General features: G+C 31.0%; 12 protein-coding genes. 4 read left to right on the top strand and 8 right to left on the bottom strand.

The features are described from left to right. Positions 1 to 317: 317 nt before the first annotated feature. The 3 genes from M2373_RS10935 to M2373_RS10925 are packed head-to-tail and all read left to right on the top strand — an operon-like array spanning position 318 to position 5,614. A complete protein-coding gene (locus M2373_RS10935; protein WP_259110566.1) occupies positions 318 to 2,558 on the top strand; it encodes a CocE/NonD family hydrolase in 2,241 nt (746 codons plus the stop codon). 5 nt (positions 2,559 to 2,563) lie between these two features. After that, on the top strand, positions 2,564 to 4,777 hold the full coding sequence (locus tag M2373_RS10930) for a lantibiotic dehydratase family protein (protein WP_259110565.1): 2,214 nt from the start codon (positions 2,564 to 2,566) through the stop codon (positions 4,775 to 4,777). Then, complete coding sequence (locus tag M2373_RS10925) at positions 4,778 to 5,614, top strand: thiopeptide-type bacteriocin biosynthesis protein (protein ID WP_259110564.1); 837 nt, start codon at positions 4,778 to 4,780, stop codon at positions 5,612 to 5,614. Positions 5,615 to 5,799: 185 nt separating this feature from the next. Here M2373_RS10925 and M2373_RS10920 read toward each other — a convergent pair whose 3' ends face one another. From M2373_RS10920 to M2373_RS10885, 8 genes are all read right to left on the bottom strand, one after another. Continuing rightward, positions 5,800 to 6,657 (bottom strand): GLPGLI family protein, encoded by an 858-nt coding sequence (locus tag M2373_RS10920; protein ID WP_259110563.1) that lies wholly within the window; start codon positions 6,655 to 6,657, stop codon positions 5,800 to 5,802. Positions 6,658 to 6,678: 21 nt separating this feature from the next. Further along, positions 6,679 to 7,005: a thiol-disulfide oxidoreductase DCC family protein gene (locus tag M2373_RS10915; RefSeq protein WP_259110562.1), complete on the bottom strand. Its 327-nt coding sequence runs from the start codon at positions 7,003 to 7,005 to the stop codon at positions 6,679 to 6,681. 2 nt (positions 7,006 to 7,007) lie between these two features. Next, positions 7,008 to 7,541, bottom strand: a complete 534-nt coding sequence (locus M2373_RS10910; RefSeq protein ID WP_259110561.1) for a hypothetical protein — start codon at positions 7,539 to 7,541, stop codon at positions 7,008 to 7,010. Positions 7,542 to 7,550: 9 nt separating this feature from the next. Next, positions 7,551 to 8,228 (bottom strand): ATP-binding cassette domain-containing protein, encoded by a 678-nt coding sequence (locus M2373_RS10905; protein ID WP_259110560.1) that lies wholly within the window; start codon positions 8,226 to 8,228, stop codon positions 7,551 to 7,553. After that, positions 8,221 to 9,120, bottom strand: a complete 900-nt coding sequence (locus tag M2373_RS10900) for a hypothetical protein (RefSeq protein WP_259110558.1) — start codon at positions 9,118 to 9,120, stop codon at positions 8,221 to 8,223. The genes M2373_RS10905 and M2373_RS10900 overlap by 8 nt, the downstream gene beginning before the upstream one ends. Next, complete coding sequence (locus tag M2373_RS10895; protein WP_259110556.1) at positions 9,113 to 9,520, bottom strand: hypothetical protein; 408 nt, start codon at positions 9,518 to 9,520, stop codon at positions 9,113 to 9,115. The genes M2373_RS10900 and M2373_RS10895 overlap by 8 nt, the downstream gene beginning before the upstream one ends. Before the next feature lie 482 nt (positions 9,521 to 10,002). Continuing rightward, entirely contained in the window at positions 10,003 to 10,644 is a 642-nt protein-coding gene (locus tag M2373_RS10890) for a hypothetical protein (protein ID WP_259110554.1), read from the bottom strand. A gap of 46 nt (positions 10,645 to 10,690) precedes the next feature. Beyond that, positions 10,691 to 10,957 (bottom strand): hypothetical protein, encoded by a 267-nt coding sequence (locus M2373_RS10885; RefSeq protein ID WP_259110552.1) that lies wholly within the window; start codon positions 10,955 to 10,957, stop codon positions 10,691 to 10,693. A 362-nt stretch (positions 10,958 to 11,319) separates the two neighbouring features. Here M2373_RS10885 and M2373_RS10880 point away from each other — a divergent pair, with 362 nt between their 5' ends. After that, positions 11,320 to 13,008: a helix-turn-helix domain-containing protein gene (locus M2373_RS10880; protein ID WP_259110551.1), complete on the top strand. Its 1,689-nt coding sequence runs from the start codon at positions 11,320 to 11,322 to the stop codon at positions 13,006 to 13,008. The last annotated feature ends 8 nt before the right edge of the window (positions 13,009 to 13,016 follow it).

The raw sequence follows: 13,016 nt of genomic DNA, 5'->3' as shown, positions 1-13,016 counted from the left end.
TTTTTGTTGACTTTTTTAAACTGGGAAATCCTATTGTCCTTCTTCTCTGATTAATTTTCAAAGTATCAAAACTTGGATCATCAGAATGCTAAAATATACCATATTCTGTTTCAAGACGATTGATGTTATTAATTATTATATTAGGAATCCATAAACTTGCTTAATTTATAATTAGCAAACTGACTTTTTTGATATTTGGACTAACTGTTATGATATTCAAGTTTAAGTAATATATTTGCCTTTGCATTTTGGCAACTGGGTCACCCAGATTATCAGCCAAAGGATAACACAAAAAAATAATAGTTATAATTTTTTCAATGAACTTCAGATTTCTCATAATAGCAGTATTTCTTGTTAATCTGCTATCGGCTCAAAAATTTCACTTCTCTAAAATAGCAGTATCAGATACTACAATTTTGGATAAGACAATATCCAATATTGCTGCTGAAGTTTCAAAAAAATATAAAAGTTCTAAAAGTTCGGATTCTCTGGAGAAATTATTCAAACTTGAGATTCTGGCGGGAAATTATAACAAGTCATTATCTACCGTAGATAATTATAGAGAAGTATTTGCAAACAGAACCAATGCTTGTACTAAGCTCATTACTTTTGAATTGTATTCTTTAGCTAAAGAAATTGAAAAAAACGATCAGGTTTCTTTTTCAACTGCATTGAATAAAGCATTCGATATAAAGTATCGAGATCTCCCTGAAAAATATTCGTTTCGTATTGGAGAACTTTTTGAAGAAGATATATTAAGCTATAAAAATAAGCTTCAAAAGTCTCTACAGCTTCAAAAAAATCAAGATAGTATAACTTACAGTTCTGCTTTGAATCTATGTCTTAATTATCTAAATTATAAAACTTTCTCAAGTATTCAGTCTCAAATTGCAAGATTATTAAAGTCAAAAGACCAAGGCAAGTATATTGTAGAATCCCACAATTTAAAAATAAAAAAAGGAGTGACGGTAAATGTAATGGTCACTCGGAGAAAGGGAGATCAGCAGCCATTACCCGTAATTTTAACAAATAATATTTATGCAGGAGGCTATGATTATTCGACAGGCAAGAGAGCGGTAGCATACGGTTATGTAGGTGTTGTGGTTAATACGAGAGGGAAAAGAGATAGTCCTGATAAAATAGAACCATTTGAGCATGAATCGGAGGATTTGTATGAAATTATTGATTGGACAAGTAAGCAACCCTGGTGCAATGGAAAAGTAGGTATGATTGGTGGAAGTTATCTAGGCTTCAGCCAATGGGCATCTACAAAAAAAATGCATCCGGCATTAAAAACTATTGTTCCTCAGGCTTCTGTAGGAATAGGGGCAATGGATTTTCCTATGAATAACAATGTATTTATGAGTTATATGCTCCAATGGATCTCCTATGTTACCAATAATAAATTTGCAGACGAATCAGATTTTAAAAATTATAATAAATGGGACTCTATTAACCAAGCTTGGTATAAAAGTGGAAAATCTTTTAGGGAATTAGGTATTCTTAATGACAAATCAAATGAAATTTTCCAAAGATGGCTTGACCATCCAAGTTATGATAAATATTGGAAAAAGATGGTCCCATATAAAAAAGAATTTTCAAAAATAAACATTCCTATTTTAAGTACAACTGGTTACTATGATTCTGACCAGCCAGGAGCTTTATACTATTTGAAAGAACATTATAAGTATAATAAAAATGCTGAACATTATTTAGTGATTGGTCCTTATGATCATGGAGGAGCTCAAGGATATGCTTCCAATATATTACGCGGCTATGAACTTGATAAAGTCGCAGTAATTAGTGTTATAGATTTAGCTTTTTCTTGGTTTGACTATATTTTAAAAGGTGCTAAAAAGCCAGAATTAATAAAGGATAAAATTAACTACCAGATTATGGGAGCTAATGAATGGTATCATGCTCCTACTATACAACAGACTCATAATAGTAAACTAAAACTTTACTTTCAAAATGAAAAAAGTTCAGATAAACAGAGTTTTATTTTAACAAAAGAAAAACCTGAAAATTTAGGCTTTGCTGGACAGACTGTAAATTTTAAAGATAGGGAAGAAGAAAATGTCTATTTCAAGACACAAAAAGATAGAATACTTGCCAATAACGCTCTTGTATATCAGACAGAAGTATTAGATAAAGATATAATCATTAGTGGAACTTTCACGTCTCAACTTAATATCCTTATAAATAAGAAAGATGTTGATATCAAAATAAATTTAATTCAGATAGAACCGGATGGAACTTTCTTTTATTTATCAGATTATCTGGGACGTGCCAGTTATGAAAAAAATAAAGAAAAAAGAAACCTCTTAAAGCCGGGTAAAAATGAGATTATACCTATTACTAATTCCACGTTTGTGAGTAAAAAGATACCAAAGGGAAGCAAACTAATAGTTGTTTTAGGTATAAATAAAAGCCCGGAGTATCAAATAAACTACGGAACAGGAAAAGATGTCAGTCTTGAAACCATTGCAGACGCTAAAGAGCCATTAGAAATAAAATGGTACAATGATAGCTATATTGAAATTCCTGTAAAAGAATAAATAAAATGTCCCGTTTTCCTTATCAATTTTTCGACAAATATATTGTCCGAACTCCCATACTTTCAAATCGATATTTTCAGGAGAAATTCTCTGAAAAAGAGTTTTTGAAAGAAGATTTAATAAAGATAATTTCAGATTCTGTTTTTCAGGAAGCAATTTATCTGGCTTCTCCTTATTTGTATTCGGAAATGAGACATTGGCTGGATGCTGAAAAAAAGCTTTCATCGAAAGAAGAGCAGAAGCTTATACATACTTTACTGAAATATTATAGCCGGATGAGTACACGCTGTACGCCGTTCGGTTTGTTTGCGGGAATTGGGTCAGGCAAGTTCGTGCTAGAAATTCCTGATACCCTCAATAAAGAAATCGGCAACAATCAACAATCAACTGATAACCAGGTTCGGGATACCAAACTGGATATGCATTTTCTGGTGGCTCTATCAAAAAATCTGGAAAAAAATCCGTCAATTCAACATAAGCTTTTATTTTTCCCTAATAACAGTATATACCCTATTGGAAATACCATCCGTTATATCGAATATCAATATACCGAAGGAAAAAGAGAGTATATTATTTCGTCCGCGCCTATTTCTGATGAACTGGAAAAAATACTGGAATTTTCAAAAGACGGTAAAACAATCGCTGAAATTTCAGGTATCCTGGTTGATGATGAAATAACCAAGGATGATGCAGTGGAGTTTATTCAGGAGTTGATAGAAAATCAGGTGCTGGTGAGTGAACTGGAACCTAATGTTTCGGGAGATGATTTTTTAAATACTATCATTGATGTTTTAAGAAAGACCGAAGCTGAAGATGAATGGGAAGCTTTAACTGACGTCCGGACTAAGCTGGAAGAATTGGATGAAAATATCGGAAATCCAATTAATAGATATGCTGAAATTGAAAAATTAATAAAAGAGCTGGACGTTACTTACGAACAGAAATATCTTTTCCAAACTGATTTATATGACAAATCAGAATATAATATAGATGCTCAATGGAAAAAAGAAATCAGAAAAGGGCTTAGCTTTTTAAATAAATTAAGTCAGATTAATAAGAATGCCCAACTCGGAAAGTTTAAAAAAGCTTTTTCCGAGAGATTCGAATATGAGGAAGTTTCTTTAGCCTATGTTATGGATACCGAAATAGGAATTGGATATCGACAGGATGTTAGTCCAAAAGGTGTTCATCCTTATCTTGATGATGTTTTTATTCCTGCAGGCAAAGAAAAACAATCTTTAAAGATTACTTTGAATGCGGTTCAGGTCATTCTGAATCAAAAATTGCAGCAGTGTTTATGGCAAAATGATTTGGTAATTCAGCTGAAAGATGAAGATTTTAAAGATTTTGATGCTGACTGGAGAGATCTGCCTGATACGATTTCGTGTATGGGTGATCTTGTTACTGATCAGGGAGAGAAAAAACTTTTTCTGAAAGGTGGAGGAGGACGGAGTGCTGCCAATCTTCTGGCAAGATTCTGCTCTGAAAAAGCCGAAATCAGAAACTTTACCCGAGAAATTACAGCTAAAGAAAAAGAACTGAATTCAAACAAGATTTTAGCTGAAATCGTTCATTTACCGGAAGCCAGAATCGGAAATGTGATACGACGGCCACTGTTGCGGGATTATGAAATTACTTATCTGGCTCAGTCTGTTTTATCGAAGGAAAATCAGATTTCGGTGGATGATCTTTATATTTCATTACGAAATGATGAAATTGTTTTGCGATCAAAAAAATTGAATAAGGAAATAAAACCTTATCTCACGAATGCCCATAATTATGCATCAAATTCATTACCGATGTATCATTTTTTATGTGATCTGACTCAGGATAAGCGTACAGGACTTTATTTCGAGTGGGGTGGTCTGAAGAATATGTACACTTTTTTACCAAGAGTAGAATATCAGAATATCATCCTTTCAAAAGCACATTGGAAAGTTTCTGAGGAAAATATGACATCTGTAATTTCTATAGGGGAAGACTATGATGAATTTTTACCTGCTCTGAATGATTGGAGAAAGAAGCTTAGAATTCCTCAATGGGTACAGCTGGTTAAATTTGATAATACCCTGACCTTAAATTTAGAAAATATTGAGATGGCTAAACTGTTTATTCAAACTGTGAAAACTGAAAAGAATGTAGTCTTGGAAGAATTTCTGTTTGATGAAAATGGGAGCCATACCCATGAATTTATTTTCTCTTTATATAAAAATGATTAAATGGAGTTGATAAGAAATTTTGCGCCGGGAAGCAGATGGCTGTATTGCAAAATATATACAGGCGTGAAAACTGCTGACATTATTCTGGAAGATGTAATACAACCATTGGTGAGCGCTTTACAGGACAACCATCATATTCGAAAATGGTTTTTTATTCGCTACAGTGATCCGAAAAATCATATAAGAATTCGTTTTGAACTGACAGACTCAACGAAAAATGATGAGGTTCTTGCCCGGATTAATGATTCGCTTGAACATTATATGAATTCCGGGGAGATTTCTAATGTTGTTTTTGAAACCTATCATCGTGAGATCGAACGATATGGTGAAAAAACTATGGAACCTGCAGAAGATCTTTTTTATAAAAACAGTGAATTTACACTGAACTGTATTCAATTTGATGATGAAGATAAAATAATCACATCGCTTTTTTATATTGATGAATTTTTAAATGCAATAAATCTTCCGATTGATGAGAAGTTAATATGGATAAAAGAAAGCAATGAATCTTTTAAAAAAGAATTTAATGCAGATAAACATTTAAATGCTCAACTCGATAAAAAATACAGACTCTTTAAACCCAAATATCTGGAGTTTCTGAAATCCGATGATTATGCAGACTTCAGGGATAATATTGCTTTAAATATCGGGGAATGTAAAAAAACTCTGGAAAAAATCAATGAACTTCACGAAGGTTCTGTTCAGAATTTTTTCCAGAGTATTTTTCATATGAATATCAACAGACTTTTTGTGTCCAATCAAAGATTATTTGAAATGATTGTTTACGATTATTTATATCGATACTACAAAACGCTTTTTTTTCAAAAGAATAGATAAATAAAATTTCTTTAAACATCGTAATTTAGGGATTAGTTGGTTTCAAGTTGGAAGAGGGAAGTTATTTCTGAGCTCGGAATTTCGAGGTATCATTAATAAAACTCTTTCCTGAATTGAGGTTCAAATAAAGATAATATCTATTGGGAAAACTTCCGACTTCCCACCTCAGGCTTCCGCTTTAACTATTATTGTTTTTCTACAGGATTATTGATCATCTTATAAGCTTCCTGCATTTCCTTTCCCTGCTTGTCTACAAATTCGCTTATTTTCATATCGGTCCCCGGCATATTCATATTGAGAATCTGTGGTGTGAGTTCACTTCTCATGGCCAATAAAGGATTTTGCTTGTAATTATCAAACGTCTTGATAAATTTTTGTTTATCGACAATTTTTACATTGCCACTGGTGAATTTTGCCATCAGAGAGTTGCTGCTGTCGTCTGCAGCTTTTTTATTGCCTTTCAAAATCCAGGAATAGTTTTTTTCGGTATCTTCAATTTTTATGATAAGACCGGGTAAGCCATGGAATTTATAAGGACCGTCATTAAAGGGTAAATCTGTAGAAAACCAGGCAATCCATTTTCTTCCACCAAAATTCAGAGTTGCTTTCTGAGCCATATATTCTCCAAATTTTTGTTTTTCTTTTTCAATTTTCCAGTCAAATTTGATATTTTCCTTATAGCCAAGCATAATGGGAGTCAATCCGTTCATCATTCCTTCTGTAAACTGTACTTCCATGGAAGGATATGTTTTGCTGATGGCATATGAAAAGCTGGCATTTTTTGTGGCAGGCGGATTTTCAAAAGTTCCTGTTTTCTGCATTTTTTTGAAAGATTCATTAGCAATAGAATCTGCAATGATTGATTGATAATCTTTAAATTCCGACTGATCTTTCTTTATATCTAAAACCATTAGCGCAGATTCTTTTCTGAGAGAATCTTTCTTAGGAATATAGGTTACTTCATAGAAAAACCTGTTGATCTCTTGTGACTTGACTTTTATAACTGTTAAAAAAAATATTGGAATAATTAATAAGTATTTCATGGTAAATGAAGGATATGAATTTTAAAAATAATATCTGTATTTTGCAAATAGCTTATACGCAAAATCTGTAACCTGTAAAGGGAGAAATTTAAAATAAGACACAAATTTCCAGGGGAATCTGAAATTCGAAAATACTCTGAATACGGCTCTTGACCGTACCAGAACTTCATCATGATCAATGAAATAAACGGTCTGAAGATCTACAAATTTCACTCCTTTTTCTCTTAATATTTTCCTTGATTCCTTACTTCTTACGGAAAGAATTTCAATTGAACTTACTTTAGACTGACTCCAGGTGGAAAAGCGCGTGCAGAATTTACATTCGGAATCATAGATGATTGTTTTCATGTTTATGCGGTCATTAATTCTGATTTAGCTTTAGTTCGTTTATATATTTTTAAAAGTATTAATGAAGAAAAAGATCCACAAACCAGACTTATGAAAATCAATATCCAGTTTTGAAGAATAAAGGGTAGACTTTTTAAATTATTAACATCTTTGGCAGACTTTCCATACTGCTTATAAACAACTTCTAGCTGTTGAATATATTGGCTAGATAGGGTTTTATCTATAAACGCATACATGAAAATATCTATAATAAAAATAAAAATACCCGTTATGGCAACCGTACCAAGAATATAGGGCACATTTTTTATTTTATTAATTATGTCATGATATCTCTTAAGGGCTAAAAATAAACAGATTGACGAAATAGTAAATACGACCAATAAGGATATTAAAGGAAGTGAGGAAACCTCCAGCAAAGTAAAGCCATCAGAAACAAAATAATAAGCAATACCATAGATACATGCAAGCGCCGAAACTGCAATACTTATTGATGTTATAAAAATATATTCTAGTGTGAGATAATTATTGTTATTCATTGTTATAAATTAAAAATTAGTATATGTCATCCAGTCCTGTTTGATTTCTTCTGTCAGTTGAGAACGAATAAGGCTGAATTCTTCTGGTTTGTAAAAGGTATGAAAAGTCCCGTTTTGAAGATGTCCGATGGTATCACAACAGAGGGTGAGGGTTTCCAGAACATGAGAACTTATAAACACTATTTTTTTATTGGCTTTGAGTTCTTGTAATAGAAAGTACATTTTTTCTACACTTTCAAAATCCAATCCGTTAAAAGGTTCATCAAGCAAATAAATAGGCCTGTCAATCGAAATGTTACAAAGTATGGCGAGTTTTTTTTTTGTTCCTAAGGACAGTTTTTCTATAACAGTGTTGTCTGGAATATTAAGAAATGCAGCAAGCTTTTTTACATTTTTTTTATTCTTTTCATTGATAAAAAGATCAAGAATATCCTTTACAGAGAGATAGGGATAAAAGTAATTTTCTGATTCCAGATAAGAGATATTTCTTTTTTCAAGTTTTTGATGATCCCATAATATTTGCCCGGTATATTTTGTATTCTGAAAAATGGTCTCAAAGAAGGTGGTTTTTCCGGCTCCGTTTTTCCCTAAGATCCCGAATATATTTCCCTGATTCACCTCTAAATTAAGATTGTTTAATATGATCTTTGATTTAAATTGTAATGATAGATTTCGTATTTCAAACATATTGAGCTACTTTTTTTGAGACGGTTTTTTTAGTATATAAAATATATATGAGTGCAGGAATAACTAGAAAAATCATAATAGAGAATTTAAAAAACTCCATTTCATTGGCTTCATTTTTTTTAATTTTTTCATTGAAACCGCTGTATTTATGAAGGATAATAACATAGTTTATTATGAAAATGTATAAAATAAAATAAGCACTATATATTTTTATTGATGGGTTTATCATCATAAAAGTAATCATTGCTGGTAATGAAAAAATGAGACAAAATACTGAAGAATACAGCAGTTTCTTTTGTAGTCTGATATTTGAAAACTGAATAATCAAAAGCTCTTTTGATTCCTGAAATGAATACACTTTCAATAAAAGGTGAATCCAAATGCCTAGAAAAAGAATAAGTGTAGCAGGATGGTATCCCAGCAAACAAGAGCTTAAGAAAAAAAATATTGACAAAATTATATTTTTTCGGATAAAAGCTCTCCATTCTAGTAGAATTGAAGGTATTTTGTAAATGAATTTCGGATTTATAAAAAATTGCCTAAACCTTATAAAAGGTAAGATAAAACATAATAAAACAGTTTCCAGATATATAAAATCATTACTTTTAAATATAAAAAATAGATTGATAATCACCCATATCAACACATATTCTGTGACAAGGCCGATATGAAATTGTTTTCCTAAAATATTCTTCAGAAAATCAGTGTCTTTTCTTGAAAAATGAATGAGTAATAAAATTGAGGAAGAAATTAAACCATACCAGATTGCATTATCTGTTTTAAAAAATACTAAAAAAAGAAGCAAACCGGTAACCAAAGCACCGATGTCAAGATTCTGAATTGATGCTTTTAATAATAGTTGTAGTCTCAATTTTAAATAATTCTCAAGCATATTGTTTTTTCAATACTTTATTTTTTAATAAAATGATACCTTTTCGATAGTATAGTCCTGCTTTTTTCAATTCTTCATCGGTAATGAAAAAGCCGTAGCACATCATAAATAAGATCTCGAAATCATGAATCATCATAAATATGTAAATTCCTAAATGAATGGCTATCCCGATTGCGAAAACTACATATTTACCTGTTTTGTGCCACACCAGGAAAGGAAACACCAGCTCCCAAAGTAAAGTTATGTAAGTAGAAAACGTTACAAAAATTCCGTTATTTGCTAAAACATTATTTAGCTCAGTTCCTTTAAATCTTTCTATCTGTAATGTATAATAAGTAGCAACACCACTAAACCATACCTTAGCATTAAATTTAAACAGTGCAGAAACAAGATAAATCAAAGATAGATGAATTTTTATTGATAAAATCGAAACTTGATTTAAAAAATATGAGATGCTGTCCTTTTTTTGTTCTTTACTATTATTAATTGTGAAATATCTGTAGCAATCTGTGAAAATCATATAAAGTAAAATGAACTTCAGTAAATTATCACCTCCGTTTAGTATTAAAGGATATGATCTTTGGATTAGGTCCACAGAGATGAATAATAATAAAGGAGTGATGTATCTGAAAATTCCACAAGCAAAAAAAATGCATAATATAAGTATAATACTGAGTAATATATTTATATTCTGTAAAATTAAAACCTGCTGTATTCCCAACATATTAAGGAGGGGATCCTGTGGAGATCCTTGTAAAAATCTAATATCAGTTATTAAATCTTTATTAAAAAAGATCTGTAAATATTTTTTAAAAATATGAATTGAGATTAATATCCTGAAAATAGAAAGGTATATGTAGTGATTGGATTGGAAAAGTTTTTTCATTGTAAAGGATAAGGATTAAAATCAATTAAATTAGACTCTAGTTTTGGTTTATTGTTATCTCTTTCTGCAAATTTTTTAATTTCTTCGCTATTTATTGTTATGCCAATATATTTCACAGAGGCTAATTGATTCTTGTTAAGATGTTCTGTACCAATGATTTTAGAATAGTTTTTTAATAACAAAAATCCTTCAATACTTTCTGGGCTCCTAATGATTTCTTCTCTTGCAATACTGTTGAGTTTTTCAAGGCTTAGTTCAGGATATTTAATTTTTTCTTTTTCTCTTTCTCGTATAAGGCTTTGCATTATATTATCTAAAGATCCATAAATGGTATAGTCTATCATTTCAGCTCTTAAGTTAAAGGGCCTGGTATTCCTTTTGGATTCAATAATGGAAGAAAATACCTCGTATACGGCTATCTGATTTTTGTTTTGATCTAAATAAGTAAAGTAAAGTTTGTAATTATCCTGTGGAGGAGGAGCAAAAAAATTCCATTTTTGTTCAAAAAAAAGACTGAAGAATTTTATTTCTTTTTCCAGCTTTATTCTAATGTAATTATTGGGCGAATTATATATTAGTGTAAGAATCCAATAAAAGGAAATAAATATTAATAAAATAATTTTAATTATCTTTTTCATAAGCTAAAAGTATGGCTCATTCGGAAATGAGCCATTTTTTTGTTTATTAATCTAGATTGTTTAGATTGCTTATAGATTCTCCTTCAGCAACTTGAAGACCTTTTAATGTTGCTACTACAAGGAATACAGCAGCTATAGCTACATATGATACTTGTGATCCTGGTGGAAGTGCTTCACGAGAAGTATTTGAAGACTGAGTTTGGTTAGCATATGCTATTCCTTGTGCTTTAGTTACGTTAGGCATTAAGAAGTTTAATGCTAATACGAAAGACATACCACCGGCGAAAACTGCGTTTTTAATTTTTTTGTTCATAATAATTTAACTTTTTTTGATTAATAATTTTTTTGTCATACAATCCCTGACGTGGGTTTAATCGAAATAATTTTTTTTAATTCTTATACTGTGCACATACAAAAATTTTGGGTTTGTGTCTTTACCCTGGAGCAAAGATGTGAAGGATCAGGATTTTTCACAAACAAAGGATATCGGAATTGATAAATTTCGGCTATTGTAAGATCGGATTTGGTAAAAAGCCAGTAATTGGATTATTTTTGTGGCTCGAAAATGTGCTTTTTAAATTTTATTTTTAAAAAAGCAGTAAAATATTAATGTTGTTTTGTTGGAAAAATATGTATAAAATATCCCTCTTTTTTTTCTTTTTACTTTTTCAGGGTATGTGCTTTGGCCAAAGTATAAAGAATTTCCATATTCCTGATTCGTTACGGGGCAAAAACTTTGAACAATTAGAGAAAGAATATAGTAAAGTATTCCGAATTGATAATGATAAAGCCGAGTTTTACGCCAATGCCATCCTGAAAAAAGGGAAACTGGAGAAAAATAATAAGCTTATTTATGATGGTTATTACAAAATAGCTCATGTAAGAGGTCTGGAAGGTCAAAAAGGTCATCCGTATGCAGATTCTTTGCTGGCATTGACTAAAAACATTACGAATGATAAAGATTATCCGGCAAAAGCATATATCATAAAAGGAATCTTATATAATTATGAATTTAAATATAAGAATGCTTTGGATAGCTATATTGAAGCTCAAAATTTATCAAGAAACAGGAATACTGACCAGTTTTATTACATTAAAAAGTTAGTGGGAATTTTAAAAACAGCAACGGAAGAAAATGAAGAAGCTCTTCCGCTTTTTCTGGAATATTATCAATATCAAAAGAAGAAAGTCGAAACAAAAGATAAAGATGTAAAAAGCTATATCGGATCTATATTTTCGGTATCCAATTCTTATAGTAAGAATAAGCAGTATCAGCAAAGTAAATTGTATAATAAAATAGGAATAGAAGAGTGTAAGAAGTATAATGATTATACCCATTATATCTATTTTGTAATGTCTGAAGGAATAGCGGACTATTATCTTAAAAATTACACCGCTGCGGCAACTCATCTTCTAAAAATAGAAAAAGAACTGATTAAGAATAAAGATTTTTCTAATCTGTCAGTAGCTTATTACTTTCTGGGAAAAATTAATAAAGACAGCAAAAAAGAAAAGCAGGCGATCGAATATTTTATAAAATCGGATTCACTTTCTTTTGCTTCCAATGATTTTATTCCGATCACCCGTGACCGGTACGAAGTACTGATTGATTATTATAAAAAAAATGGCGACAAGGAGAATCAGTTGAAATACATCGACAAGCTTTTTTATGCAGACAGTATTGTTAATAATAATAAACAGTATTTGTCTAAAGAGATCTACAGGAAATATGATACGCCCATTTTGATGGAAGAAAAAGAACAGCTTATAAAAGATCTCGATAACAGAAATTATTTGCTGTATTGCTTTCTGGGAATTGGGGCAATTATCATTTTCTCATTGGGTTATATTTATAGGAAAAATAAAAAAAGGATTAAAGAATATCAAAGGCAGGCAGATCTTCTGCTGGAAAAATCAAAAGAACAAAAAGAGATTATACCTGTTTCTGATAATAAACCCGCAGAACAAAATGTGGTCAAAGAAGAAAAAGGCAAAAAGATATTGTCTGATCAGAAACTTCAGGATATAAAAATAAAATTGGAGGCGTTTGAAAATAATAAAGATTTTCTGCGTAAGAATATTACTGTTGACAGTCTGGCCAAAGACCTTGAAACGAATCGTGATTATTTATCCAAATCTGTAAACGAACTGAAAGGGAAAAATTTTTCGCAGTATCTTAATGAGGTAAGAATACATTATATCATCGAAGAACTGAACCGAAATGAAAAGCTAAGAAAGCATACCATTGCATCAATTGCGGATGATATTGGATATAACAATTCTGAGTCATTTTCGAATGCTTTCAGAAAAATTACAGGAACTCTGCCTTCTTATTACATTAAACTCCTGCAAGAGCAGTCTTAATAATTAGT

It is taken from the genome of Chryseobacterium sp. JUb7 (genome assembly GCF_024806495.1).
Lineage (GTDB): Bacteria > Bacteroidota > Bacteroidia > Flavobacteriales > Weeksellaceae > Chryseobacterium.
Note: the sequence above shows the minus strand (reverse complement) of the source record. Positions and strands in the feature narration are given on the sequence as shown.

What these genes read in the sequence shown, in the direction of transcription:
- M2373_RS10935 (WP_259110566.1), top strand. Translation starts at nt 318, where the DNA reads ATGAACTTCAGATTTCTCATAATAGCAGTATTTCTTGTTAATCTGCTA.
- M2373_RS10930 (WP_259110565.1), top strand. Translation starts at nt 2,564, where the DNA reads ATGTCCCGTTTTCCTTATCAATTTTTCGACAAATATATTGTCCGAACT.
- M2373_RS10925 (WP_259110564.1), top strand. Translation starts at nt 4,778, where the DNA reads ATGGAGTTGATAAGAAATTTTGCGCCGGGAAGCAGATGGCTGTATTGC.
- M2373_RS10920 (WP_259110563.1), bottom strand. Translation starts at nt 6,657, where the DNA reads ATGAAATACTTATTAATTATTCCAATATTTTTTTTAACAGTTATAAAA.
- M2373_RS10915 (WP_259110562.1), bottom strand. Translation starts at nt 7,005, where the DNA reads ATGAAAACAATCATCTATGATTCCGAATGTAAATTCTGCACGCGCTTT.
- M2373_RS10910 (WP_259110561.1), bottom strand. Translation starts at nt 7,541, where the DNA reads ATGAATAACAATAATTATCTCACACTAGAATATATTTTTATAACATCA.
- M2373_RS10905 (WP_259110560.1), bottom strand. Translation starts at nt 8,228, where the DNA reads ATGTTTGAAATACGAAATCTATCATTACAATTTAAATCAAAGATCATA.
- M2373_RS10900 (WP_259110558.1), bottom strand. Translation starts at nt 9,120, where the DNA reads ATGCTTGAGAATTATTTAAAATTGAGACTACAACTATTATTAAAAGCA.
- M2373_RS10890 (WP_259110554.1), bottom strand. Translation starts at nt 10,644, where the DNA reads ATGAAAAAGATAATTAAAATTATTTTATTAATATTTATTTCCTTTTAT.
- M2373_RS10885 (WP_259110552.1), bottom strand. Translation starts at nt 10,957, where the DNA reads ATGAACAAAAAAATTAAAAACGCAGTTTTCGCCGGTGGTATGTCTTTC.
- M2373_RS10880 (WP_259110551.1), top strand. Translation starts at nt 11,320, where the DNA reads ATGTGCTTTGGCCAAAGTATAAAGAATTTCCATATTCCTGATTCGTTA.